19 protein-coding genes are annotated in these 25,355 nt (G+C 63.3%); 13 read left to right on the plus strand and 6 right to left on the minus strand.

Annotation, left to right across the window (positions count from 1 at the left end):
* Nucleotides 1-316: 316 nt before the first annotated feature.
* From VPH40_RS09040 to VPH40_RS09100, 13 genes are all read left to right on the plus strand, one after another.
* Complete coding sequence (locus VPH40_RS09040) at nt 317-709, plus strand: Mth938-like domain-containing protein (protein ID WP_099667017.1); 393 nt, start codon at nt 317-319, stop codon at nt 707-709.
* A complete protein-coding gene (locus tag VPH40_RS09045; protein WP_328573242.1) occupies nt 706-2,379 on the plus strand; it encodes a glycosyltransferase family 39 protein in 1,674 nt (557 codons plus the stop codon). The genes VPH40_RS09040 and VPH40_RS09045 overlap by 4 nt, the downstream gene beginning before the upstream one ends.
* A gap of 207 nt (nt 2,380-2,586) precedes the next feature.
* Nucleotides 2,587-3,723 carry a DegT/DnrJ/EryC1/StrS family aminotransferase gene (locus VPH40_RS09050; RefSeq protein WP_251350450.1) on the plus strand — a complete coding sequence of 379 codons (1,137 nt, stop codon included), beginning with the start codon at nt 2,587-2,589 and terminating at the stop codon, nt 3,721-3,723.
* A gap of 11 nt (nt 3,724-3,734) precedes the next feature.
* Nucleotides 3,735-4,730, plus strand: coding sequence for a glycosyltransferase (locus VPH40_RS09055; protein WP_251350449.1), 996 nt, complete (start codon nt 3,735-3,737; stop codon nt 4,728-4,730).
* Nucleotides 4,730-5,647, plus strand: a complete 918-nt coding sequence (locus tag VPH40_RS09060) for a formyltransferase (RefSeq protein WP_328573243.1) — start codon at nt 4,730-4,732, stop codon at nt 5,645-5,647. Before VPH40_RS09055 ends, VPH40_RS09060 begins: the two co-directional genes overlap by 1 nt.
* A gap of 21 nt (nt 5,648-5,668) precedes the next feature.
* The gene (locus VPH40_RS09065; protein ID WP_070290550.1) at nt 5,669-6,721 is read left to right on the plus strand and encodes a bifunctional UDP-4-keto-pentose/UDP-xylose synthase; all 1,053 of its coding nucleotides are present in this window, start codon (nt 5,669-5,671) and stop codon (nt 6,719-6,721) included.
* Complete coding sequence (locus VPH40_RS09070) at nt 6,721-7,680, plus strand: polysaccharide deacetylase family protein (RefSeq protein WP_328573244.1); 960 nt, start codon at nt 6,721-6,723, stop codon at nt 7,678-7,680. The genes VPH40_RS09065 and VPH40_RS09070 overlap by 1 nt, the downstream gene beginning before the upstream one ends.
* A 74-nt stretch (nt 7,681-7,754) precedes the next feature.
* Nucleotides 7,755-8,225 (plus strand): peroxiredoxin, encoded by a 471-nt coding sequence (locus VPH40_RS09075; RefSeq protein ID WP_034785468.1) that lies wholly within the window; start codon nt 7,755-7,757, stop codon nt 8,223-8,225.
* A 289-nt stretch (nt 8,226-8,514) separates the two neighbouring features.
* A complete protein-coding gene (locus VPH40_RS09080) occupies nt 8,515-10,320 on the plus strand; it encodes a PhoH family protein (protein WP_328573245.1) in 1,806 nt (601 codons plus the stop codon).
* Nucleotides 10,321-10,458: 138 nt separating this feature from the next.
* Complete coding sequence (locus VPH40_RS09085; protein ID WP_328573246.1) at nt 10,459-11,133, plus strand: site-2 protease family protein; 675 nt, start codon at nt 10,459-10,461, stop codon at nt 11,131-11,133.
* A 35-nt stretch (nt 11,134-11,168) separates the two neighbouring features.
* Nucleotides 11,169-11,717 (plus strand): membrane protein insertion efficiency factor YidD, encoded by a 549-nt coding sequence (gene yidD / locus VPH40_RS09090; protein WP_328573247.1) that lies wholly within the window; start codon nt 11,169-11,171, stop codon nt 11,715-11,717.
* Between the two features lie 268 nt (nt 11,718-11,985).
* The gene (locus VPH40_RS09095) at nt 11,986-12,927 is read left to right on the plus strand and encodes a bestrophin family protein (RefSeq protein WP_328573248.1); all 942 of its coding nucleotides are present in this window, start codon (nt 11,986-11,988) and stop codon (nt 12,925-12,927) included.
* 83 nt (nt 12,928-13,010) lie between these two features.
* Nucleotides 13,011-13,211: a heavy-metal-associated domain-containing protein gene (locus VPH40_RS09100; protein ID WP_328573249.1), complete on the plus strand. Its 201-nt coding sequence runs from the start codon at nt 13,011-13,013 to the stop codon at nt 13,209-13,211.
* 44 nt (nt 13,212-13,255) lie between these two features.
* On the opposite strand, the gene VPH40_RS09105 is transcribed toward VPH40_RS09100, so the two are convergent.
* From VPH40_RS09105 to VPH40_RS09130, 6 genes are all read right to left on the minus strand, one after another.
* Nucleotides 13,256-13,978 (minus strand): glutathione S-transferase, encoded by a 723-nt coding sequence (locus tag VPH40_RS09105; protein ID WP_328573250.1) that lies wholly within the window; start codon nt 13,976-13,978, stop codon nt 13,256-13,258.
* A gap of 21 nt (nt 13,979-13,999) precedes the next feature.
* Nucleotides 14,000-14,419: a Cu(I)-responsive transcriptional regulator gene (gene cueR, locus VPH40_RS09110; RefSeq protein WP_099667007.1), complete on the minus strand. Its 420-nt coding sequence runs from the start codon at nt 14,417-14,419 to the stop codon at nt 14,000-14,002.
* The gene (locus VPH40_RS09115; protein ID WP_328573251.1) at nt 14,416-16,857 is read right to left on the minus strand and encodes a heavy metal translocating P-type ATPase; all 2,442 of its coding nucleotides are present in this window, start codon (nt 16,855-16,857) and stop codon (nt 14,416-14,418) included. The genes cueR and VPH40_RS09115 overlap by 4 nt, the downstream gene beginning before the upstream one ends.
* A gap of 105 nt (nt 16,858-16,962) precedes the next feature.
* Nucleotides 16,963-17,718 (minus strand): FecR family protein, encoded by a 756-nt coding sequence (locus VPH40_RS09120; RefSeq protein ID WP_328573252.1) that lies wholly within the window; start codon nt 17,716-17,718, stop codon nt 16,963-16,965.
* Nucleotides 17,687-23,587 (minus strand): YDG domain-containing protein, encoded by a 5,901-nt coding sequence (locus VPH40_RS09125; protein ID WP_328573253.1) that lies wholly within the window; start codon nt 23,585-23,587, stop codon nt 17,687-17,689. The genes VPH40_RS09120 and VPH40_RS09125 overlap by 32 nt, the downstream gene beginning before the upstream one ends.
* A gap of 16 nt (nt 23,588-23,603) precedes the next feature.
* Nucleotides 23,604-25,214: a ShlB/FhaC/HecB family hemolysin secretion/activation protein gene (locus VPH40_RS09130; protein ID WP_328573254.1), complete on the minus strand. Its 1,611-nt coding sequence runs from the start codon at nt 25,212-25,214 to the stop codon at nt 23,604-23,606.
* Nucleotides 25,215-25,355 lie beyond the last annotated feature (141 nt).

The raw sequence follows: 25,355 nt of genomic DNA on the forward strand, positions 1-25,355 counted from the left end.
CAACCATTCTCGCCGAAAACAGGCCATTTTATCAAATTAAACATGGCCAACCCCAGCATTTGACGCTGATTCTGCCACGCCGGCGCCTCCGGACGGCAATCGGGCGTGCGCCATCTTCATCTTCCCTTAATCTGGCAGCATTACCATGGAGCAAGCAGGCAGTCCCACTGTGGCGCCGAAGATTGCAATTTGGAAAGGATATTGCTTTTCAGTCGCTCTTTTCTGTCATTTATGGCATGCTTACGCCCTTGGCCGCGGCACGCAGTTTGGCCGCGCGCGCACCGATCAACCGACACGACCAGCCCCCGATATCGCCATGAAACTCCATGCCAGCAGCACCCAACAATACCAGACTGTCACCGGCTATGACGAAAACGGCGTGGAAATCAATGCCCAGCCCTACAACTACAGCCTGATCGTCATGCCGGAAATGCCTCCGCGGGCGTGGGAAGTGGACAGTTTCGAGCAACTGAACGAGGCGCATTTCGCGCAGATCCTGGCCGATGCGCCCGACGTGGTCATCCTCGGCACGGGCGAGCGCCAGCGCTTCGTGCATCCGAAACTGACGGCCGCGCTGACCATGCGCCGCATCGGCGTCGAATGCATGGATAGCCAGGCTGCCTGCCGCACCTACAATATCCTCATGGGCGAAGGCCGCAAGGTCACGCTGGCCCTGATCCTGGCCCCGGCCGCAGGCACGCCCGCATGAAAATCAATGTCAACGAACTGCACTCGTCGCGGGTGCTGATGTGGTCCCTGCTGGGCATCTTCATCGTCGTCACCCTGTATGCGCTGGGCGTGCGCACCCTGGTACCGCCCGACGAGGGCCGCTACGCCGAGATGGCGCGCGAAATGTTCGTCACGGGCGACTGGATCACCACGCGCCTGAACGGCATCAAGTACTTTGAAAAGCCGCCGCTGCAAACCTGGCTGAATGCGCTGACCTTCGCCGCCTTCGGTCTGGGCGAATGGCAGGCGCGCCTGTGGACTGGCCTGTGCGGCATCATCGGCGTGTGCATGACGGCTTACGCGGGCAAGAAAGTGTTCGGCCCGCGCGTGGGCCTGTATGCGGGCCTGGTGCTGGCATCGAGCCTGTTCTGGCTCGCTTCCGGCCAGATCAATTCGCTGGACATGGGCCTGTCGGGCATGATGACCCTCACCCTGGGCAGCCTGCTGATCGCCCAGCGCGACGACGCCACGGAGTTCGAGCGCCGCAACTGGATGCTGGCCTGCTGGGCAGCCATGGCGCTGGCCGTGCTGGCCAAGGGCTTGATCGGCATCGTGCTGCCGGGCGCCGTGCTGGTGCTGTATTCGCTGTGCGCGCGCGACTGGCGCATCTGGACGCGGCTGCACCTGGTCAAGGGCTTGCTGCTGTTCTTTGCCATCGCCACGCCGTGGTTCGTGCTGGTCGCCCTGCGCAATCCGGAACAACCGCATTTCTTCTTCATCCACGAGCATTTCCAGCGCTTCCTGATGAAGGGCCACAAGCGCGAAGGCGCCTGGTATTACTTCCTGGTGCTGCTCATTCCCGGCATCCTGCCATGGATAGGCGTGCTGCCGCAAAGCCTGGCCGCCGCCTTCAAGCGCCAGGAAGGCGCCTTCCAGCCCCGCTTGATGCTGCTCGTCTGGGCCGTCTTCATTTTCTTCTTCTTCAGCTATTCGACCTCGAAGCTGCCTGGCTACATCGTGCCCATCTTCCCGGCGCTGGCCCTGCTGGTGGCGCTGTACCTGGAATCGGCCTCGCGCCGCCAGCGCCTGTTCGCCGCCGGCCTGCTGTGCGTGCTGGGCGCGGCCATCCTGATCGGCGGACCGATCGCCTTCAGCAAGGCCAGCGCACGCGACGCGGAAGCCCTGGTCGCGCTGAAGGGTTACCAGCCATGGCTGATGGCGGCCGGCTTCTTCGCCCTGGCCGGCGGCGCCCTGGCCTTGCTGCATGCGCGCCAGTTGCGCCGCGACATGACGGTGCTGACCATCGCCGGCGCCGGCTTCCTGGCCACGCACTGCATCCTGGCCGGCTCCGAACTGTATGGCCAGAACCGCGCAGGCACCGACATGCTGCCGCAGATCCAGGCCGAACTGACGGCCGATACCAAGCTCTATTCGGTCGGCATCTATGAACAGTCGCTAACGTATTACCTGCAGCGGCCCGTGATCCTCGTCGATTACTGGGATGAGTTTACGTTTGGCCTGAAACAGCAGCCCGAACTGTCCATCCCGAACATCGAGCCTTTCATCACGCAATGGACGAACGATGCCAATGCCGGCGTGCACGACATGGCGATTATCAGCCTGTACCGTTACAAGGAATTGCAGGGCCGTGGCGTGCCCATGCGTGTGATTGCCGAAGATGCGCGCCGCATGGTCGTTGCTAACAAGTAAATATTTAAAGGGGCGCGAGGCAGCACGGATCGCGCCCCCCCGGCCAGCTTGCCCCGCCCCCGCATCAGCAGGATTTTTCACCGCTGAAGGGCTGCGCCGCCATACTGACGATATAAAATAGCCATGCCTGCCGGCGCCTTTTGACGGCACTGGCAGCCTCGGCGATGCCGATACCCTGACACAATACAGATCCAAGAACTGCGCCCCATGACCTCTACCCTGCCCTTTTTGCCCTTTTCCAAACCCACCATCGATGAAGCGACCATCGCCGCCGTCGGCGAAGTGCTGCGCTCGGGCTGGATCACCAGCGGCCCGAAAGTGCAGGCTTTCGAAGCCCAGCTGTCCGAGTATTTCGGCGGGCGCCCCGTGCGCACCTTCAATTCGGGCACGTGCACCATGGAAATCGCGCTGCGCATCGCTGGCATCGGCCCCGGCGACGAAGTCATCACCACGCCCGTGTCGTGGGTCGCGACGGCCAACGTCATCATCGAAGTGGGCGCCACGCCAGTGTTCGCCGACATCGATCCCGTTACGCGGAATATCGACCTCGACAAACTGGAAGCGGTCATCACCCCGCGTACCAAGGCCATCATCCCCGTCTACCTGTCCGGCCTGCCCGTCGATATGGACCGCCTATACGCGATTGCTGAAAAGTACAATTTAAGGGTCGTGGAAGACGCGGCGCAAGCGTTCGGTTCCACCTGGAAAGGCAAGCGCATCGGCGCGTTTGGCGACTTCGTCTCGTTCAGCTTCCAGGCCAACAAGAACATCACCACGGGCGAAGGCGGCTGCCTCGTCCTCAACAACCTGGAAGAAGCGAAACTGGCCGAGAAATACCGGCTGCAGGGCGTGACGCGCAGCGGCGTCGACGGCATCGACGTCGATGTGCTGGGCGGCAAGTACAACATGAGCGACATCATGGCCGCCATCGGCCTGGGCCAGTTTGCCAATATCGAGGCCATCACGGCCCACCGCCGCGCGCTGGCACGCCACTATTTCGCGCAGTTCGGCAGCGATTTCGAAGCGCTGAGCGGCGCCCAGCTGCCCGTGCAGGACTTTGAAAACAGCAACTGGCATTTGTTCCAGATCATCCTGCCCGACAATGGACCCGGCACGCGCGCCGCCTTCATGCAGCAAATGGCGCAGCAAAACGTGGGAACGGGCTATCATTACGCACCGATCCACCTGTTTACCATGTACCGCGAACGCGGCTTTACCGAGGGCATGTTCCCCGTCTCGGAAAAGATCGGCCGCCTGACCGTGACCTTGCCGATGTTCTACGCCATGACGACACAGGACGTGGAACGCGCCGTCGCCACCGTCAAATCCATTCTCATCAAATGAGCAGCGCGCCGATGAAACCTGAACTGTCCATTATCATTCCGATCTACAACGAGCAAGATGGCCTGGCCAGCCTGTTCGCCCGCCTGTATCCGGCCCTCGACGCCCTCCAGACGAGCTACGAGATCATTTTCATCAACGATGGCAGCCGCGACAATTCGGTACCCATCCTGGCGGAACAGTTCCGCCAGCGCCCGGACGTCACGCGCGTAATCTTGTTCAACGGCAATTATGGCCAGCACATGGCCATCCTGGCTGGTTTTGAAGCCTCGCGCGGACAGATCATGATCACGCTCGACGCCGACCTGCAGAATCCGCCCGAGGAAATCGGCAACCTGGTGGCGAAGATGCGCGAAGGCTACGATTACGTGGGCTCGATCCGGCGCAAGCGGCAAGATTCCGCCTGGCGCACGCTGGCCTCGAAGATGATGAACCGCCTGCGCGAAAAAATCACGAATATCAAGATCACCGACCAGGGCAACATGCTGCGCGCGTATGGCCGCAACGTGATCGACCTCGTCAACCAATGCGCCGAAGTCAATACCTTCGTGCCGGCACTGGCCTACACCTTTGCCCGCAAGCCGACGGAAATCATCGTCGAACACGAGGAACGGGCGGCCGGCGAATCGAAATACTCGCTGTACAGCCTGATCCGCCTCAATTTCGACCTGGTCACGGGCTTTTCGCTGATTCCGCTGCAAATCTTTTCCATGCTGGGCATGGCGCTGTCGCTGGGCTCGGCATTGCTGGTGGTCTTCCTGCTGGTACGCCGCTTCCTGCTGGGCGCGGAAGCCGAAGGCGTGTTCACCCTGTTCGCCATCGCCTTCTTCTTCATGGGCGTGATCCTGTTCGGCATCGGCCTGGTGGGCGAGTACGTGGGACGCATCTTCCAGCAAGTGCGCGCCCGTCCCCGCTACGTGGTGCAAACCATCTTGCAGGACGGCATGACGCAGGCGGAAGCCGAGGCGCCATCGTACGTGCGCCTGGAAAAGCGCCAGGTGGGCCGCTGATGGGCGCCCCGCGCGCCGTCGTCTTCGCCTACCACAATGTGGGCGTGCGCTGCATCAAGGTGCTGCTGGCCGGCGGCGTCGACATCGCCCTCGTCGTCACGCACGAAGACAGCCCCACGGAAAACCTGTGGTTCGAATCCGTCGCCAGCCTGTGCCAGGCGGAAGGCATTCCGTACATCACGCCATCGGACGCCCGCGCGCCCGAGTTGCTGGCGCAGGTGCAGGCGGCAACACCGGACATGCTGTTCAGTTTTTACTACCGCCACATGTTGCCGGCTAGCATCTTGGAAGTCGCGCCCGCCTACAATATGCACGGCTCGCTGCTGCCGGCGTTCCGCGGCCGCGCGCCCGTCAACTGGGCCGTGCTGCATGGCGCCCCGCAAACGGGTGCCACCCTGCATGAAATGACGGTCAAGCCCGATGCCGGCGCCATCGTCGCGCAAACGGCCGTGCCCATCCTGCCCGACGACACGGCCTTCGAAGTCTTCGGCAAGGTCACCGTGGCGGCGGAACAAACCCTGTGGAACGTGCTGCCGGCCTTGCTGGACGGCACGGCGCCGCGCCAGCTCAACGATTTGCGCCAGGGCGGCTACTTTGGCGGCCGCAAACCCGAAGATGGCAGGATCGACTGGAAGTTACCCGCGCAGCAGGTTTACAACCTGCACCGTGCCGTTGCGCCCCCCTATCCCGGCGCCTTCACCGAAGTCAATGATGTCATTTACATTATCGAAAAAGCCCGTTTGAGCAAGCTTTCCGCAGGAAGTTTGCCACCGGGCTTGGCGGTAGTGGATAATTGCATCTTTGGCGTCTGCGGAGACGGCCGCATGCTGGCCATTTCCGCGCTGAGGGCTGCCGGGGAGCCGATTTCGGCTCAACAATTGCAAGCAAGTCTGACCACCCGCGTCAGCACACACTGATTTAACTCAAGAGAATCTCACATGAAAAAAGTCCTCATCTTAGGCGTCAACGGCTTCATCGGCCACCACCTGTCCAAGCGCATCCTGGAAACCACCGACTGGCATGTCTACGGCATGGACATGAACACGGACCGCATCACGGAATTGCTGGAAGATGACAACTACAAGTCGCGCATGCACTTCTTCGAAGGCGACATCACGATCAACAAGGAATGGGTCGAATACCACGTCAAGAAATGCGACGTCATCCTGCCCCTGGTCGCCATCGCCACGCCTTCGACCTACGTCAAGCAGCCGCTGCGCGTCTTCGAACTGGACTTCGAAGCCAACCTGCCGATCGTGCGCTCGGCCGCCAAGTACGGCAAGCACCTGGTCTTCCCGTCGACCTCGGAAGTGTATGGCATGTGCCATGACGAGGAATTCGACCCGGAAAACTCGGAACTGATCTGCGGCCCGATCAACAAGCCGCGCTGGATCTATTCGAACGCCAAGCAGCTGATGGACCGCGTGATCTGGGGCTACGGCATGGAAGGCTTGAACTTCACCCTGTTCCGTCCGTTCAACTGGATCGGCGCGGGCCTGGACTCGATCCACACGCCAAAAGAAGGTTCCTCGCGCGTGGTGACGCAATTCTTCGGTCACATCGTGCGCGGCGAGAACATCTCGCTGGTCGATGGCGGCGCGCAGAAACGTGCATTCACCTACATCGACGACGGCATCGATGCGCTGATCCGCATCATCGCCAACAAGAACGGCATCGCCAGCGGCAAGATCTACAACATTGGCAATCCGACCAATAACTATTCGATCCGCGACCTGGCCGGCATGATGCTGACCCTGGCCGCCGAATACCCGGAATACGCCGAAGGCGCGAAACACGTGAAAATCGTGGAAACGACCTCGGGCGCCTACTACGGCGCCGGCTACCAGGACGTGCAAAACCGCGTGCCGAAAATCACGAATACCTGCGAAGAGCTGGGCTGGGCGCCGACCACCACCATGGCCGATTCCCTGCGCAACATTTTCGACGCCTACCGCAGCCAGGTAGCCCAAGCCAAAGCACTGATGGATTAATGTTGAGCAAGCCGTTCCTGACCCTGAAAATCGACGTCGATACCTATCGCGGCACCCGTGAAGGCATGGGCAATCTGGTGCGCATGCTGGCCGCGCACCAGGCCAAGGCCACCTTTCTGTTCTCGCTGGGCCCCGACCACACGGGCTGGGCCCTGCGGCGCGCCTTGAAACCCGGCTTTTTCAGCAAGGTATCGCGCACCTCGGTGGTCGAGCACTACGGCTTGAAAACATTGATGTACGGCACTTTGCTGCCGGGACCCGATATCGGCAAGCAATGCGCGGCGCAATTGCGCGCCGTGCGCGATGCCGGTTTTGAGTGCGGCATCCACACCTGGGATCACACCCTGTGGCAAGACAACGTGGCCAAGCGCAACGCCGCCTGGACCATCAACATGATGCGCAAGGCCGCCAACCGCTACGAACAAGTGTTTGGAACAAAGCCGCACACGCACGGCGCGGCCGGCTGGCAAATGAATGTCAGCGCCTTTGTCGAACACGACACGGCCGGCTACCGCTATGCCTCCGATGGCCGCGCCATGCTCGACGCGCGCGGCGCCATGCTGCATCCAAGCAATGGCCCGCACCGCGTGCGCAACGGCAACACGATCCTGCAATGCGTGCAATTGCCCACCACCCTGCCCACCCTGGATGAATTGCTGGGCTGCGAAATCGATGGCAAACTGATCACGACCGGCAATGTTGCGGCGCATATCCTGTCATTGACGGCCGACAATCCGCGCGATCACGTATATACCTTGCATGCGGAACTTGAAGGACAGAAACTCGCCCCCATTTTCGAACAACTGCTGGCTGGCTGGAAAGCCCAGGGCTACCAGTTTGCAGCGATGGGCGATTATTATGAAAAGATAAAAAATACGGACTTGCCCGTTTGTCCCGTCACTTGGGATGAGTTGCCAGGCCGTTCGGGACGCCTGATTGTGCAGGGCAAAGCGGCCTGAATGCTGTATTGTTGCACCTGGATGCGTTGCCAGATTAAAAACAGCGCTGATGATCACCGTTCAGGAGAGAACCTGTGGCTGATAGCCAATCCCTCGTTAGCATACCCGACTTTAGCGCCGCGATGACCAGCGGCAAGACCTTTCAGTTGCTGGGCCGCCCGGCCAAGGCCACGGTGCTGTTTTTCTATCCGAAGGACAACACCCCTGGTTGCACCACGGAAAACATCGCCTTTCGCGATGCGTATTCGCAATTCGTCGCCGCCGGCGTGGAAATCTACGGCATCAGCCGCGATTCCCTGCGCTCGCACGAAAGCTTCAAAGCCAAGCTGGAGCTGCCATTCGAGCTCATTTCCGACCCGGACGAAGCCGTTTGCCTGCTGTTTAACGTCATGAAGATGAAACAGATGTACGGCAAGACGGTCCGTGGCGTCGAGCGCAGTACGTTTGTGATTGACGCCCAGGGCCGATTGGTGAAAGAATGGAGAGGCGTGAAGGTCGCAACTCACGTGGAAGAAGTGCTGGAATTCGTAGCGCATCTGAATTGATCGTCCATTTTGATCCAATGCGCGTTGCCGGCTTCCAGCGAGCTTAGTTCAACCGCAGTTCAGTTCACGGTACCTATCGCCATTTTGAGTCAACGAAGCGCCTCCATCCACTCCGCCAGGCGGGCCTGCAGCCCGCCGATGGCGTCCATGACCGGCCATGCTGCCGGCCTTCCGGCAGTTACTCGTCCTGTAGCATTGTTGTTCCCCCGCATCCACCCCATGAGAAGTGCCGCCAGAAGCTGGCTGCCCATGGGCGATTCATTCCAGAAATTTTTTGATTGAGATCCTGATGCCACTGCCAAAATTACCGAGCAAGCCAGCCACCATCCTGGCCACCCAAGATTACCCAACCGCAGGCGCAGCGCGCCCGGCCACCAAAACCCCGGCAGCCAAGAAAGTGGCTGCACCGATCATTGAAGCGGCGATCGCCGAAGTTGCCAAGCCGGTCCGCAATGCGGCCACGAAGATCAAGCAAGTGGCGGCCCTGATGGTCGCCAAGCCGGTACAGGCGCCCGCACCGGCGCCAGTGGCCGCAGCCCCTGCTCCTGCCGCGCAAACCAAGCCGGCAGCCAAGGGCAAGGTCACGCCGCTGAAATCCGTCAAGCAAGTCGAGCAGCCACATCCGGCCAAGCACAAGGCGGTCGAAGTCCAGCTCAAGTCGTCCGCCAGCCGCGCCGCCGACCAGCGCGGCATCAGCAAGCTGTTCGTGCTCGACACGAACGTGCTGATGCACGATCCATCGTCGCTGTTCCGCTTCGAGGAACACGATGTGTACCTGCCGATGATGACCCTGGAAGAGCTGGACAACCATAAAAAGGGCATGACGGAAGTGGCGCGCAATGCGCGCCAGGTCTCCCGCACCCTGGACGCCCTGATCAGCAACACGGATGACGACGCCATCGAGCACGGCATCCTGCTGTCCAAGCTGGGCAACAAGGATGCCAAGGGCCGTCTGTTCTTCCAGACGCGCCTGCAAAGCGCCGACTTGCCGGCTGGCTTGCCAGTAGGCAAGGCCGACAACCAGATCCTGGCCGTCGTGCGCTCGCTCGAGTCGGAACAGGATGGCCGCCCCGTCGTGCTGGTGTCGAAGGACATCAACATGCGCATCAAGGCGCGCGCCCTGGGCTTGCCAGCCGAAGATTACTTCAACGACCATGTGCTGGAAGACACGGACTTGCTGTACTCGGGCATCGTGCAATTGCCGGACGACTTCTGGAACAAGCACGGCAAGGACATGGAATCGTGGCAGGAAAGCAAGAACGGCTACAGCTCCACCTTCTACCGCGTGACGGGCCCGTTCATTCCATCGTTGCTGGTCAACCAGTTCATCTACCTGGAACCGAAAAACGGCGAAACGCCGTTCTATGGCCAGGTGAAACAGATCAACGGCAAGACGGCCGTGCTGCAAACCCTGCGCGACTTCAGCCACACGAAGAACAATGTATGGGGCGTGACGGCGCGCAACCGCGAGCAGAATTTCGCGCTGAACTTGCTGATGAATCCAGAGTGCGACTTCGTCACCCTGCTGGGCCAGGCCGGCACCGGCAAGACCCTGCTGGCCCTGGCCGCCGGTCTGGCGCAAGTGCTGGAAACCAAGCTCTACAATGAAATCATCGTGACCCGCGTGACGGTGCCGGTGGGCGAAGACATCGGTTTCCTGCCAGGCACGGAAGAGGAAAAGATGTCGCCATGGATGGGCGCCTTCGACGACAACCTGGAAGTGCTGAACAAGTCCGACTCCGATGGCGGCGAATGGGGCCGTGCGGCAACGCAAGACCTGATCCGCTCGCGCATCAAGATCAAGTCGCTCAACTTCATGCGCGGCCGCACCTTCGTCAACAAGTTCCTCATCATTGATGAAGCGCAAAACTTGACGCCGAAACAAGTCAAGACCCTCGTCACGCGCGCCGGTCCCGGCACGAAGATCCTGTGCCTGGGCAACATCGCCCAGATCGACACGCCGTACCTGACGGAAGGCTCGAGCGGCCTGACCTACGTGGTCGACCGCTTCAAGGGCTGGACCCACAGCGGCCACGTCACCCTGGCGCGCGGCGAGCGTTCGCGCCTGGCCGACCACGCCAGCGAAGTGCTATAAGTTCCAGCGGGCGGCGCAAGCTGCCCGGTCATTCGAAAGCCCCGGCTGCAGCGATGCAGGCGGGGCTTTTTTCATGTGCGCGACTTTTCCCTGCGACATGTTCTAATACCGCTCCATTCCACCAGGACACCTCACCCGATGCATCCCGCCCTGCAGTTGCTGCTCTGCTTCATCCTTTTCATGTTCCTCCACATTTCCATCATGGCCCTGTGCGCCCATGCCTTGGGCATCAGCGTGCGCCAAATCAGTTATGGCGTGGGACCGACCCTGCTGGCCTGGGGAAAAGTCCACATCAAGCTGCTGCCCCTGGCCGGCAACGTGGTGCTGAAAGATACGCGCGAGGAAACGCTGTACGACGACGATCCCTGCCGCGATGCCTACAACTTCCAGCCGCTGTGGAAACAGGTGCTGCTGCCCCTGAGCGGCGTGGCGGTGCTGCTGGCCGTGGCGCTCTGGCTCATGGGGCCGCAAGGCTGGGAGCGCTTTGTCGCGGCCTTCGGACAAATCGTCCATGGCGCGCTGGCGCCGTTGTCAACGGCGCAGGAATTGCTGGGTGAAGGGGAAACCTTTGCTCGCACGCACGGCTTTGCGCTGGTGTTCGCCCTGTTCTCGTTGAAACTGTGCGCCTTCAACCTGCTGCCGTTTGCCGGCTTGAACGGGGGACAGGCGCTGCTGGCCATCGCCCGAGGTGGACGACCTTTTGTGGCGTGGGAAGAGACGGCGGCAAAATGGCTGTTGCTGCCGGGTCTGGCGATCTTGCTGGCGTGGCTGGCGGCGTTTGCCTGGCATGGCTGGAAAAGCATAGGGATGTAGTGGGCTGGCGCTATTCTTTTTTGCAGACCTGTCGTATGCTCGCACCACCATTCCATCCAATAAACGCGACCGGCCAAGGAGAGCGCATTTTCTCATTCGACACCTGCGGCACGCAGCTGGCCCTGTGGGCGATCGGTGCCTACCAGCGCTATCTGTCGCCCCATAAAGGGTTTTCCTGCGCCTACCGCGTGCTCACGGGACGCGACAGCTGTTCCGTGTATGGCCGCAAGGTCATCGCCCGCCATGGCTTGCGGCCGGGACTGTCCCTGCTGCGGCGCCGCTTGCACAGCTGCAGCGCACACCACCGCCTGCACCAGGCCCAGTCCCAGACCCAGCCCCAGCACGCCAGGGGCCGCAGTGCGCGCCATCGGGCGCAGGCAGGGTATTGCGATCTCCAGGTCCCCGATTGCGGCGACTGTGCCTGCGACTGCGCCGATATCGCCAACCTGGCCGATTGCACATGGCCAGGCCGCAGCAAGAACCCGAAGTGGTTCCGCAACGACTATGCAGCCAGTGCCGCATTGAAACGACAGCAAGAGGAACACCGCACGAAGCTGCGGCAAGGGCGGCATGCGGGCAATTGAAATTCACACATTCACTTACAAATGAAATATTCATTCATGAAATGAATAATATCCATTATCACTGTGAATTGGCGGGAAGCGGGACGGCGGCCTATACTCATGCCGTCTCCCCTACACTGCGTCCCATGCACACCCAGCTCAGCCCGCACACACTGCGGGCTTTTTGTTCCCGGCATTTGCCACTCTGCCATTCCACACAATGGTTTTTCAATAACAAGAACAGGGCACGGCTTTCACCGCCAGCCCAGCACCCGACAGGGAGCCCATCATGATCGTGCGCGAGCGTCCTTCGGCGCTGCGGCTGTTCCTGGTGGTGCGCGGCTCCGTCCTGCCGCGCATCCGCACCACGCTCATCGTCAATACCCTGATCGCCACCCTCGTCACGTGGTGCCACGGCACCTTGTTCGACCACAAGGTCATCCTCACCACCATCCCGTTTACCCTGATCGGCTTGCCGCTGGCCATCTTCCTGGGCTTTCGCAACACGGCCGCCTACGACCGCTACTGGGAAGCGCGCAAGCTGTGGGGCGAACTGGTCTTGCGCAGCCGGAATTTCTCGCGCCAGTGCCAGACGATGATACGCGACGACATCCCGGCCCACGCCAGGCTGGGCCTGGAAGACGTGCGCGTGCGCATGATTTACCGCACCATCGCCTTTTGCCATGCCCTGCGCCACCAGCTGCGCGACACGCGCGGACCTGCCGACTTGCAGCCGCTGCTGCGCCCGGCCGAATGGGAAGCGGCTTGCCAGGCCACGAACCCGTCCGACTACCTGATGCTGCAGATGGGCCACGACCTGGCCGACTGCGTCCGGCAAGGCCGCATCGACAGCATCCTTGCCACGCAGATCGATAACACGGTCTCGGCCATGGTAGCGGCCGGCGCCTCGTGCGAGCGCATCCGCAGCACGCCGATTCCCTTCTCGTATTCACTGCTGCTGCACCGCACGGCCTACCTGTACTGTTTCCTGCTGCCCTTCGGCCTCGTCGATTCGCTCGGTTTCATGACGCCGTTCGTCGTCGCCATCGTCGCCTACACCTTCTTTGGCCTCGATGCGCTGGGCGACGAGATCGAGGAACCGTTCGGCGAAGACGCCAACGATCTGCCGCTGTCGGCCATGTGCCGCAGCATTGAAATCAGCTTGCGCGAATCCGTGCAGGATGAGAACGTGCCGCCGCCCATGCAAGCCGTCGATTTCCTGCTGAATTGATCCACATGCCAGCTTTCCCCTTGACCTTACCATCGGGGGAAGGCTTACAGTGGCAGCACTTAATCATTCAAGGAGTGCTTGCCATGTATCAGTTACAAGTTGAAAACATGAGCTGCGGCCATTGCGTCGGCTCGGTCACGAAAGCGGTGCAAGGCATCGATCCGCAAGCCCAGGTGCAGATCGACCTGGCCAGCAAGTGCGTCACGGTGGAGTCATCGAGCGAACTGGGCGCCATCAGCGCGGCCATCGTGGAGGCGGGCTACCCCGTCACCAGCGCGCAATAAACAGCAAGGACACGACAGCCGGCCAATGCGCCGGCTGTTTTTGTTTACCCGTCCAGTTCGGGGTAATGGCGGAAGATGCCTTCTTCATTGAACGGGATCCGGCGCTTCGAGCGCAGGTAATGGGCAATATTCGGCCGCGCCGCCACGGTGTCATGCAGGTCAGACAAGGCAGAATATTCGGGCGCCAGGCGCGCCATGGCTTGCGGAAACGCATAGTGCAAACCGGCCAGCATCTGGAACAGCGACAGGTCGCCATACGTGAGCTTTGTACCCAGCAGATACGGGCCGCGGCTGCTCAGCAACACTTGCGTGAAGTAGGACAGGAATTTCGGCAAGCGTGTTGCGCGGAAATCCGCACTGCGCAGCACGGCCGCCTGCTGTTGCTCTTCGTAATACTGATTCATCGACAGCGGATGGTGCGTGTCATGCACTTCCGTCAGCCAGTCGGCCATCGTCAGTTGCAACTGGTTCAGCCACAAACGGCCGCCTTCCGCGCGCGGCGCCAGGCCCAAGCGCCGGCCCAGGTACAACAGGATATTCGGCGTCTGGCCGATCAGCATGTCGCCGTCGCGCAGCACGGGTGGCGCGTAGGCGGCCTGGGGCGTGCTGTCGCCATCGAGGCAGGCCAGCATCGCGGGCATGCCCTGCCCCGGGCGTGCGGGCAAGCGGGCGATGTCACGGTACTCGGCGCCCGCCTCTTCCAGCGCCAGGCGGATGAATTCTCCGCGTCCCTGTATCGTGGGCCAGTAGTACAGTTCATAGGCCATGCACACCTCCGTTGATTTACATCAATGGCAACATGGTTTCGCTTCCGGATCGCCGGCCAGTCCCAGGCTTTGCAGGATGGGGCAATCGGGCTTGTCGTCGCCATGGCACGATTGCGCCAGGTGGGCCAGGGTATCGCGCATTTCCGTCAGTTCGGCGATGCGCTGATTCAAGTCGGCCACGTGGGCCAGGGCGATGCCTTTCACGTCCGCGCTGGCACGCTGGTCGTTTTGCCACAGGGACAGCAGTTCGCGGATCTGTTCCAGCGAAAAACCCAGGCCCCGCGCGCGTTTGATGAAGCGCAAGGCGTGCAAATCGTTCGGCGTGTAGATGCGGTAACCGGCGTCGCTGCGCGCACTGGGTTTTAGTAAGGTAATGCTTTCGTAATAGCGTATCATTTTTGCCGATACGCCCGTTTCGCTTGCCGCCTGGCCGATATTCATCCTTGTTGCTCCTTGGTATGCGCGCTACCTGTATGACTGCGGGCTTTCCAGCGGCGCAGCAACAGGGCATTGCTGATCACGCTGACGGAACTGAAGGCCATCGCCGCGCCCGCCACCATGGGGTTGAGCAAGCCGAAGGCGGCCAGCGGAATGCCGATCAGGTTATAAATGAAGGCCCAGAACAGATTTTGCCGTATCTTGCTGTAGGTGCGGCGCGAGATATCGATGGCGTCCGCCACCAGGGCCGGATCGCCGCGCATCAGGGTTATGCCGGCCGCATGCATGGCCACGTCCGTGCCTGTCGACATGGCAATGCCCACGTCGGCGGCCGCCAGTGCGGGCGCATCGTTGATACCGTCGCCCACCATGGCGACTTTCGCGCCCTCGCCTGTCAGCGCGACAATTTTAGCGGTTTTATCGGCCGGCAGCATTTTTGCCGCCACCGTGTCGATACCCAGCAGCTTGCCGACGGCGTCCGCGCTGCCTTGATTGTCCCCCGTCAACATCACCGTGCGGATGCCCAGGCTGTGCAGATGGGCAATGGCCGCCTGTGCGTTCGGCTTGACCTGGTCGGAAAAGGCGAACAGGCCCAGCAATTGCGTGCCCGCAGCCAGCCACGAAATCGTGTTGCCCGTGGCTTCCAGGGACAATGCCTGTTCCGCCAGCGGCGTCATGTCTACATGCAACTCCTGCATCAGCCGCGTGCTGCCCAGTTTCAGTTCCAGGCCATCGACCTGGGCCGCCAGGCCGCGCCCCGGCAAGGCCGACAGGCCCGTGGCTGGCAAGGGATCGAGGTGGCGCGCGGCCGCCGCATCCAGCACGGCCGTCGCCAGGCTGTGCTCGCTGCCGCGCTGGATGCTGGCCGCCAGTTGCAGCAGCCGGGCATCGTCGATGCCATGCGCATGCAGGGCCGCCAGCGCAGGTTTACCCACCGTCAGGGTGCCCGTCTTGTCGAACACGACGGTATTGACGGCGTGCGCCACTTCCAGCGCTTCCGCATCCTTGATCAGGATGCCGTAACGGGCAGCGACGCCCGTGCCGGCCATGATGGCCGTCGGCGTGGCCAGGCCCAGCGCGCACGGGCAGGCGATCACCAGCACGGCCACGGCATTGATGATGGCGTTTTCCAGCTCGCCCGTGGCGAACCACCAGCCCAGCATGGTCAGCAGCGCCAGCACCAGCACCACGGGAACAAAGATGGCGCTGACCTTGTCCACCAGGTGCTGGATCGGCGCCTTGGCCGCCTGCGCATCTTCCACCAGGCGGATGATGCGCGACAAAGTCGTCTCGCCGCCCACGGCTTGCGTGCGCACCAGCAACAAGCCATCCGCATTGATGGCGCCGCCCGTGACCTTGTCGCCCGGATGCTTATCGACCGGCAAGCTTTCGCCCGTGATCAGGGATTCGTTGATCTGGCTGGCGCCTTCCACCACCACGCCATCGACGGCTACCCGCTCGCCGGGACGGATGACCACCAGGTCGCCCACTTTGACTTGTTCCACGGGCAAGTCGATTTCCACGCCGTCGCGGCGCACGCGGGCCGATTCCGGACGCAGGACTTGCAGCGCACGGATGGCAGAGGCTGTCTGGCGCTTGGCGCGGCTTTCCAGCCATTTGCCCAGCAGCACCAGGGTGATGACGACGGCCGACGCTTCGAAATACAGGTGCGGCAGCATCTCGCCCGCCGTCAGCCATTGGTAGACGGACAAGCCATACGCGGCGCTCGTGCCCAGCGCCACCAGCAGATCCATATTGCCGCTACCGGCGCGGGCCGCCTTCCAGCCCGCCTTGTAGAAGCGCGCGCCAAAATAGAATTGCACAGGTGTCGCCAGCGCGAATTGCAGCCAGCCGGGCAGCATCAGATGGATGCCGGCCCATTCGAGCAGCATGGGCAGCATCAGGGGGAAAGCCAGCACGGCCGCGAACGCCACTTTCAAGCCGTCGCGGTTCGGCGCGGCAAGGGGCGCGCTGGCCTGGCTGGCGGCGGGCACCGTGGCTTCATAGCCGGCCTTGTCGATGGCGGCGATCAGGGTGGCCGCATCGGCCTCGCCCGTCACCTTGATGCGCGCGCTTTCCGTGGCCAGGTTGACGCTGGCGGCCAGCACGCCCGGCACCTTCAGCAAGGCTTTTTCCACCCGGCCCACGCAAGAGGCGCACGTCATGCCGGCGACGTTCAGGTCGATTTCGCGCTGCGCCACGCTGTAGCCAGCCTTTTCCACGGCCGCCTGCAAGGTGGCCAGGGGAATCGGCGTGTCGGACGTGACCTTGGCCACTTCGGTGGCCAGATTGACGCTGGCCTGGGTCACGCCGGGCACGGCGGCCAGGGCCTTTTCCACGCGGCCCACGCACGAGGCGCAGCTCATGCCTTCGATGGCCAGCGCCTGCGCGTGCGCGGCGACGGAATTGGGGGGAGTCGGGGCGAGTGCAGCCTGGTTCATGGCAGATCCTGTACGAAAGAGTAACGAATACGGACAGGATCTGCTATCCCATGATGGGAAGGTCAAGCCCTATTTGCACGATGTGCCGGGCTTGTTTGACGACGCTTAGCGCACGACGCAGTCGATTGCGGCCGGCTTGCTGCCGCCTGCCGCGCTGCCCGGGCCCGATGACGACGATGAAAAGACCGGCGGCGGCGTGAACGGGATGCCGGGATTGACAGGCAGCATCACGGGCGGCTGCTTGAAGCTGGGCGTAAAACCAAATTGCCCGGCGGCAAAATTCTGCGTCCCGGCAGGATTGGTCACGTGAATCAAGCCATCGAGCACCTGGACATACAGGCCCGGCGCCCTCGCCCCCCCGCTTGGTGTCGGCATCGTTGGCACCGCCTGCGCCGAGGCCGGCACATAGGTGGCGACAAACGTCGTGCCGCGGATGCCAATGGTGGCGGCCGGCGTCTTCATCTCGAAACGCTCCTTGTTGCGCTTGCCCAGCAAGCCCGTGACGGAACGCAAGCCGCCCTTGAGCAGGCTGAAGATGGCGTGGTCGCCGTCAGGCTGCTCGGCCGTGTAGCTGAATTGCTCGATCACGAAACTGGTATTCGGTTTCAGGGTGATTTCGCTATTGTCGATCAGCTTGATCAAGGCATAGGTTTCCTTTTCCGTCAGCAAGGTATCGCCCTGCTCGACTTCGGACTTGATGGCCAGGATTTTCATCTTGCCATCCGCCTTCTTGGCCATCAGCGGACCGCTCAACTGCATCACCGTACCCGCCACCTGTCCAGCCCAGGCGTGCGCGCCCACGCACATCAGGGCCAGCCACAGCAAGGCCTTAATTGCAGTACATTTTTTTTGCGGCATCATCGTATTTGTATCCTGTGGGTTTATCTGTGGCATCGGCAACATCCTTGCTGTCTTTCTTCTTGTCATCATCCTTGGCTGGCGATGCAGAAGCGAGCGGGGCGTTGGCACGGTCGGCCTGCTTGATGATACGCAAGGCTTCATCGATGGCTGCGCTGGCGCTGGCATCGATGGCGGGCTTGTCGACGGTCGTGGCAGGCAGGAAGATGGCATCCGCCATGTTCACCGTGCCATTCGGCGCCAGCAAGCTGACGTTGGCGCGCTGGCGGTTGATGCGCACGCCCGATTCGCCCGTGATGCTGCCCGCTTTCGCCAGCACGCTCATGCTGGCCGCAGCCGGCAAGGCGAAGCTTGCCGTGTCCGCAAAGCGCACATTGCCCCCCGCGCTGGCGCTGAAATTGCCGCCGCCGAGGACTTGGGCATTGCCTTCGATACGAATGTCGCCGCCAGCCGCCAGGCTGATGTCGCGCGCCGCTGCCAGCTGCGCACCATTGCCCAGCAACACATCCGTGCTGGCATTGAGCGCAATGTCCTTGCCCTCGATCTTGCCGTTGACGGTGACGGGGCTGTGCGCCGTCACGCTGACGTTGCCGCCATTCGCATTGATGTTGCCGGCCATGACGCCGCCCGTGTTATCGATGGCAATGTTGCCCGCGCCCGTTACCAAGGTTCCCAGGATCAGAGTGCCCGGCGCCGAGGTATTGTTCAGCGCAATGCCGCCCCCTGCGCTATTGCTGGCGGCAAAACTGCCCACCTGGTTGCCCGCATGGCCCAGCACGATGCCATCGCGCGCCTGCGCAGCCAGGCTGCCGGCAAGCAAGGCACCATCCTGGCCGATGGCGCCGTTCAGGGCGCTCAGTTTCACCTCGTTGGCCGCCAGGCTGGCGAAGCGCACATCTCCCGCCGCTTGCGTGATGGCCAGCTGGCCCGCCAGCCGGATGGCGCCGGCCGTCTGATTAAAACTGTTGGCGACGAGCAAGTTACCGTTGCCGCTCAGCACACCGCCGCCTTGCGCATAACGGTCCGCCGACAGGCTGCCGTTCAGCAGCAAGCTGCCGCCGTTGATTTCCAGGCCGGCCAGGCCGCCCAGCACGGAGAGGTCCAGCGCGCTGTCACCGAGCGTCAGGCTGCCGCCCGTCAACAGCAAGCCCGTCGCCGAATGCAGGTTTTTCAGGATGGTGCTGCCGGCCGCCGCGCTGTAGGTGACGATGCCCTTGCTGTTGCTGAAGTCGGCAGCCAGCACGTTCGCGCCTTCCGGCACCACGCCACCGTCCCAGTTGGCGGCGTCGCTCCACAAGCCGCTGCCGCTGCCGACCCATATTGACAATTGTTTTTGCGCAATCGTTGCCTGCGCCGTGCCGCCCATCGTTTCCAGTGTGTAATTGCCCGCATCGGCGCCCGCCAGGCGGAAGCCGCTGGCCGTCACCAGCTTGCCCGCGCCCACATTCTTGTCGGCAAAGCTGCCGCTGCCGCCCACCACGCTGACCACATCCTGGCCCAGCACGCCGTTCGCCGACGCGCTGACGGCCGCATTCGTGGTGCCGTCATACACCTTGCCGGCCGCGCTCAGGCTGGCCAGGGTCAGGCTGGCGGGCGTAATGCTGGCCAGCAAGCCCGTTGGCAAGACGATAAAATAATTGCCCGCATCGGCGCCCGTCAGCGCCGCGCCACTGAGCTCCACCACCTTGGCCGCGCCCACGTTCTTGTCCGCAAAGTTGGCCACTGCCAAGGCCGTCAAACTGTCGCCGGCGAGACGGTCATCGCCCAGGACCAGGCTGGCGCCCGTCGTGCCATCGTAGACCTTGTTACCCACCACGCCGGACAGGTTCAGCGCACGTGCGCCGATGTCGGCCGTCGTGCTGCCCGCATTTCCATTGAGCACATAGTTGCCCGCATCGGCGCCCGTCAGGTGACCCGTCGCCACCTGGTAATCGACCACCTTGCCTGTACCGGCATTCTTGTCGCGGAAGCTGCCCAGCAAGCCGGCCATGCCGACCTGGTCGCCCGCCACCAGGCCTTCGAAATAGCCATCCAGGGCCGCTTGCAGCGTGCCGTCGTAGACGCGGCTTTGCGCGCCCGAGACGCCATAATTCAGGATGCGCGCCGTGATGGCCGCCGTGCCGTCCGCCGTCGTCGCGGCCAGGCTGTAGTTGCCCAGCTCATTGCCGCCCAGGGTCAGGCCGCTGGCGTGCACGGCCTTGCTGCCGCCCGCGTTCTTGTCGAGGAAGGCGGCGCTGCCGCTGATGCTTATATTGTCGCCCGTTACCACATTGCCCAGCACGAAGGTGGCGCCGTCATAGCCAAGGTTGCCGTCATACACCTTGCCATTGCCGCCGATGCCGACCGTCAGGATGCGCGGCGTGATGGCATAGGTGGTCGTGCCGCCCAGGGTGATGTCGTACTTGGTCGACCACAGCCCCGTCAGGCCGTAGGTACCCACATTGCGTGCATTGCTCCCGTAGCCGAGGCTGCCATTCACGCCCGCGTCGCCGTCGAGCAGTCCCACGTAACCTATCGTGCCCAGGAAGGCGGCCAGCTGGCCATCGTAGACCTTGCCACTGGCATTGTCCGTGACATTCACTTGCAGCGGTTTCAGGAGCGCCTTCAGCATCGGCGTCGTATAGCCATCGTAGATGCGCCAGACGCTGCTGAAATTGAAACCGTTGAAGCTGCCCTGCTGCTGCATCTGCGCCGTGGTGCGGCCACTGGCGCCGCCCTGGTCCATCAGGATGCCGGCCGTCTCATAGTTCCAGAAACCGAACGCGATGCCCGCGCCCACATCGGCGCGGCCCACCAGGCCGCCCACCGTACCGCCCGCAAAGCCGCTGCCGGCCACGGCGCCGCTGCTGTAGACGTGGCTGGCGCTGCTGCCCGCCACGCTCCAGCCGATCAGCCCGCCCAGGTTTGCGCGGGGCACCGCCACGTCGCCATCGGCCGACACGCCGACGGCGCCGGTGGCGTAGGCGTCACTGATGCTGCCGCCATTGCGTCCCGCCAGGCCACCGATATTGGCCGCGCCGCGGGCGGCGCCCGTGGCGTAGGACTGGGAAATGGCGCCGTCATTGTTCCCCACCAGGCCGCCGACCTTGTCGCGCGCTCCCGTCACGTCGCCCGTGGCGTAGGCGGCATCGATACTGGCGCCGGCCAGGTTTGCCCCCACCAGCCCGCCGATGCTGCCGCCATTGGCCGCATTGATGCCCGCGACGTTGCCGCTGGCGCTGGCATTGCGCAGCGTGCCGCCGTTGCTGCCGACCAGGCCGCCGACGGCGCTGGCGCCGCTGACCGCGGCGCTGCTGCGCACGCTGTCCAGCGTCCCACCCACATTCAGGCCGACCAGCGCGCCGACATTGTTCACCCCCGCCACGCTGCCATTTTGCAGGGCCAGCTTGCGTACCGTTCCCCCCTGCACCTTGCCGAACAGGCCCACGCCGGAGCTGACGGTCGGGTTCAGGGCATTGATGTACAGACCGTTGATGGCAAAACCGCCGCCGTCGAACATGCCCGCATACCCTGCGCCATCGCCGCCGGCGATGGGTGCAAAACCGGCGCCCTGGTTCCAGCTGGTCGTGCCGCTGGCGTCGATATTGCCCATCAACCGATAGTTGTTGCCCAGCCCCAGGCTGCCGATGCCTTGCAAGCCGTAGATATCGACGATCTGGTAAGGCGCGGCCGTGCTGCCGTCGCCGCCGCTCACGCGCAGGAAGCTGGCGCCCGGCGCGATGGCGAAGCGGCTGGCGGAGAAAGCGGCCAGGCCGGACGCATTTTGCGTCCACGCGCCGCCGTCGAGGGCAAACAGGCCGCCGACCGTGACGGCGCCCGTGGCCGTGATGGGGGAAGCTGAATTGAGGCGCAGGTCGCCCGCCAGATTGATCGCATTCGAGATGCGCATACCGCCCGTGTTGCTGCCGTCGCCGATGGTCAGCGAGGATGCAGAGATGCCGGCCAGCTCGGCCGCGTCCAGGCCCAGGGCGCCGCCGGACTTGCTGCCCAGGTCGATGAGGCGCGAGCTGCTCAGGGGCTTGATCGCCACGCTGGCGCGCCCGCCGGTGCCGCCGAAATCCAGGGTGCCGCCGAGGCTGATGCTGTCGGCCTGCAAGGTCACCGTCTGGCCGGCGGCGCCGCTGCCCGTCAGCCGCGCGCCGCCGCCCGTCAGGTTGATTTCGCCGCCCGAGAAATTGGCGCGCAGGGACAGGTTGCCGCTGCCGACGCTGACCACGCCGCTGCCCGCCACGCTGGCGCCGGACAACGACACGCTGCCGCCGTTCGTCGTGATCGGCGCGTTCAGGTGGATATTCGCGGCGGAACCATACGCGGCGCCGCTGCTGGCGTCGTTGGCCGACAAGGTCACATTGCCGCCGTTGGTGCTGATGGCCGCATACACATTGATCGTCTCGCCCGCCGTGGCGCTCAGGCCGATGCCGGGATGGAGCATATTGACGGCGCTGCTGAAATTGATGCGGTGCTGGGCCTGCAAGGTCACGTTGCTGTTGGCATTGGAAATCACGTCGGCGCCGATGCTGGTGCTGCTGGAGGGCGGACCTTCGGCAAACTCGTCCACGTCACCGAGGCTGCCGCCGCCGCCCTGCACCACATCGATATCGTAGGGATCGAGCAGCCAGGTGCCGCGCTTGCCGCGGCGTGCGCTCGTATCGACGCGGATGCCGCCCACGGCCAGGGAATGGCCCGAGGTTTCCACGAAACCGCCGTCGCCGCCTTGCGCGCCGCCGCGCGCGGAAATGCTGCCGTGCACCTGCGCCGATTCATTGCCCCAGGCGATGACCTTGCCGCCGTTGCCGCTGTCGATGGCATCGGCCTTGACGCTGGCGTCCTTGCCGACGAGCACTTGCCGCGCATTCTGCACGGCCGCGTTCTTGCCCTGGTAGTCGCCGCCCAGCAAGACTGTGCCGCCGCCCGTGGCGCCGCTGGCGTCGATCGCCGCATTGCCCAGCAAGCCCACCTGCTCGCCCAGCACCTGGATGTCGCCGCCCTTGCCTGCCGCGCCCGTGGCGCTGGTGACGCTGCCCGCGTCGAGCAGCACCTTGCCGCTGGCCTTGAGGACGATCCTGCCGTTGTCGCCGACGACGGCGCTGTTCGCGTTGAGCACGCCGCGCTGGCTGACCAGTGCACCGGCCATGCCGATGCTGCCGCCCTGGGCGATGATCTGGCCCAGGTTCAGGGCCTGGTCGGCGGGCGCCGACACCAGCACGCGCAATTGCGGATTGCCGGGGTCGGCCAGCTGCACGCTGCGCCCGGCCGCCAGGATCACTTCGCCGTTCGGCGCCGTGATGAGGCCCGTGTTTTCCACGTTCGGCGCGATCAGCAGCACTTGTCCGCCCTTGCCCGCGTTGATGGTGCCCGCATTGCCGACGGCACCGGCCACGCCGCCCGCCGTGAACTGGCGCTTGCCGGCCAGGAAATCCTCGTTCGTCATGCCCAGGCTGGACGCCACCAGTCCATTCACATCCACTTTCGCGCCCTGACCGAAGACGATGCCGTTCGGATTGATCAGGAACACCTTGCCGTTCGATTCGAGCGCGCCCAGGATCTTGCTGGGGTCTTGTCCCGTGATGCGGTTGAGTACGGCGCTATTGCCGTTTTGCTGGATGAAGCGCGTGATTTCACCGGCATGGATGGAAAAACTCTGCCAGTTGATGATGGTGTTGGGCGTGTTCGTGATCGAGAACACATTGCCCTGCTGGTTGAACGTCGCCTGTCCATGGACCACCTGCGGCAAGGCGGGATTGGCCTGCGCCGCGCCGAAGCAGCCGGCCAGCAGCAGCGCCAGCGCCGTGCGGCGCAGGGGTAGCGCACAAGGCGGAGCAAATGATGGCGTCAGGATGAAAACGGAGGCGTGCTGGGCGTGGTTTTGCATGGTGTTCATCCTGATACTAGTAGGCCAAGGCGAGGCGGAAATGCAGGCGGTTGGCATCGCGCTGTCCCGTGTCGCCGCCATTGACGACATGGGCGTAATCGAGTTGCAGATTGGCGTAGCGGCTCAGCAGCAAACGCAGGCCGAGTCCGCCGCTGGCTATGCCTTGCGAAGCGCTTTCGCCGGGCAGCGCATGGTTGCGGCGCAGCCAGGCCGTGTCATAGAAGGCCAGCGCGCGGCATTGATAACCGAGGGTCTGGCCGCACCAGTTCGGCGTGTACAGCTCCAGGTTCAGGCTGGCGCCCGAGTCATTCGATACCTCGCGCTCGGCAAAGCCGCGCACGGACGCGGCGCCGCCGGCGCCGAACTGCTCGCCCGGCACCAGCGCGTCCGGCGTGACTTGCGCATTGACGAGCGCGCGCCATTGCCAGTCGCCGGCCAGCACGCGTCCCGAGCTGGCGCTCAGGCGCACCGTGTTGTAGGCGGCCTTCGCATGCGCGCGCACGCGGTCGAAATCGGCTTGCGCGCCATGCTTGCCGCCAGGAATGTTATGCGCGAACGTGACGGCCACGCTGGTCTCGCCCGTGGGCAAGGTCCAGTTGCCGATGTAGCTGACGCTGAGCGGGTGCACGGTGACGTCGGCGCCCAGCTCCATGCCGAACAGCTGCACGCTGTTGCGATACGCCTTGTAATCGATGCCGTACACGAGCTTGGGTTCGAAATCGCCGCTGCGGGCAAAATTCTGGTTATAGCGGATGCCGGCCATGCTGCCCTGGCCGCTGACGGCCAGGTCGAAGATGCCGGCCGAGACGCTGCCCGAATCAACGTTCGAATAGCTGGCGAAAAAATCCATCGAGTCGCCCAGCGCGTACAGCGGCAAGTGGTAGCCGGCGCCATACACGCCCACCTTGTCCGGCTTTTCCAGGCTGCTCGTGTATTGCAGGCTGGCCACATGGTCGCGGCCTAACAAGTTGGCATGCTGCAACACCACGCCCACGTGCGTCTTGCCCGTTTGCGCATTGCCCGTATTGTCCACGTTGAGCATGGCTTTCCAGGGCTGCTCATCGGCCACCGTGACGATGGCGTCGATGGCGCCCGCCGGCTCGTCGGCCTGCAGGCGCACTTCGATCTTGCGCGCCGGATTTTCGTTGGCCAGCTTCAGGCTTTGCGACAAGGCCGGCAAGTTCGGCGTCTCGCCTTCGCGCAGGGACGGCAAGGCGCGCCGCACGTTGGCCTCGTCGACATGCGTGTTGCCGCTGATGGCGAGCTTGCCCAGCGGCGTTTGCAGCACGCTCAGGCGCACCACGCCCCGTTCCAGTTCCTGTTCCGGCAGTTGCACCTGCACGGCGCTATAACCGCGCTCGCGGTAAGCCGCCTCCAGCGCCTCGACGGCGCGCGCGATGTCGGAAAAATCGCGCTGCATTCCCGTAAAGGGCGCCAGCAAGGCTTGCACCTGCGCCGACGTGAGCAGGGTATTGCCCTGGACGTCGAAGCGGCGGATCTCGAAGCGCGGCACGCCATCTTCCTGCAGGGCAGGAGCAGCGTCATCCATGGAAACGGCAGCGCCGGCGGCGCCGACGGCGAACAGCAGCGCGGAACCCGCAAGCAGGTGCACCAAACGATATGTCATGTGAAGGATTTCTTGTGTAACCGGACAAGCGCGCGGCCCGCAGGCGCCAGCGTGTCCGGCAATGGATTGAAGACAAATTTTAGACGGCTTTTTGTTTCCAGTCAGAAATTTCTAACATTTCTCCCCGTTTTTTATCGCAAC

Origin of the sequence: Janthinobacterium sp. P210005, from assembly GCF_036231865.1 — a bacterium.
GTDB classification, from domain to species: Bacteria; Pseudomonadota; Gammaproteobacteria; order Burkholderiales; family Burkholderiaceae_D; genus Janthinobacterium; species Janthinobacterium kumbetense.

Coding starts and splice junctions, on each gene's coding strand:
- VPH40_RS09040 (WP_099667017.1), top strand. CDS start 317: ATGAAACTCCATGCCAGCAGCACCCAACAATACCAGACTGTCACCGGC.
- VPH40_RS09045 (WP_328573242.1), top strand. CDS start 706: ATGAAAATCAATGTCAACGAACTGCACTCGTCGCGGGTGCTGATGTGG.
- VPH40_RS09050 (WP_251350450.1), top strand. CDS start 2,587: ATGACCTCTACCCTGCCCTTTTTGCCCTTTTCCAAACCCACCATCGAT.
- VPH40_RS09055 (WP_251350449.1), top strand. CDS start 3,735: ATGAAACCTGAACTGTCCATTATCATTCCGATCTACAACGAGCAAGAT.
- VPH40_RS09060 (WP_328573243.1), top strand. CDS start 4,730: ATGGGCGCCCCGCGCGCCGTCGTCTTCGCCTACCACAATGTGGGCGTG.
- VPH40_RS09065 (WP_070290550.1), top strand. CDS start 5,669: ATGAAAAAAGTCCTCATCTTAGGCGTCAACGGCTTCATCGGCCACCAC.
- VPH40_RS09070 (WP_328573244.1), top strand. CDS start 6,721: ATGTTGAGCAAGCCGTTCCTGACCCTGAAAATCGACGTCGATACCTAT.
- VPH40_RS09080 (WP_328573245.1), top strand. CDS start 8,515: ATGCCACTGCCAAAATTACCGAGCAAGCCAGCCACCATCCTGGCCACC.
- VPH40_RS09085 (WP_328573246.1), top strand. CDS start 10,459: ATGCATCCCGCCCTGCAGTTGCTGCTCTGCTTCATCCTTTTCATGTTC.
- yidD (WP_328573247.1), top strand. CDS start 11,169: ATGCTCGCACCACCATTCCATCCAATAAACGCGACCGGCCAAGGAGAG.
- VPH40_RS09095 (WP_328573248.1), top strand. CDS start 11,986: ATGATCGTGCGCGAGCGTCCTTCGGCGCTGCGGCTGTTCCTGGTGGTG.
- VPH40_RS09100 (WP_328573249.1), top strand. CDS start 13,011: ATGTATCAGTTACAAGTTGAAAACATGAGCTGCGGCCATTGCGTCGGC.
- VPH40_RS09105 (WP_328573250.1), bottom strand. CDS start 13,978: ATGGCCTATGAACTGTACTACTGGCCCACGATACAGGGACGCGGAGAA.
- cueR (WP_099667007.1), bottom strand. CDS start 14,419: ATGAATATCGGCCAGGCGGCAAGCGAAACGGGCGTATCGGCAAAAATG.
- VPH40_RS09115 (WP_328573251.1), bottom strand. CDS start 16,857: ATGAACCAGGCTGCACTCGCCCCGACTCCCCCCAATTCCGTCGCCGCG.
- VPH40_RS09120 (WP_328573252.1), bottom strand. CDS start 17,718: ATGATGCCGCAAAAAAAATGTACTGCAATTAAGGCCTTGCTGTGGCTG.
- VPH40_RS09125 (WP_328573253.1), bottom strand. CDS start 23,587: ATGCAAAACCACGCCCAGCACGCCTCCGTTTTCATCCTGACGCCATCA.
- VPH40_RS09130 (WP_328573254.1), bottom strand. CDS start 25,214: ATGACATATCGTTTGGTGCACCTGCTTGCGGGTTCCGCGCTGCTGTTC.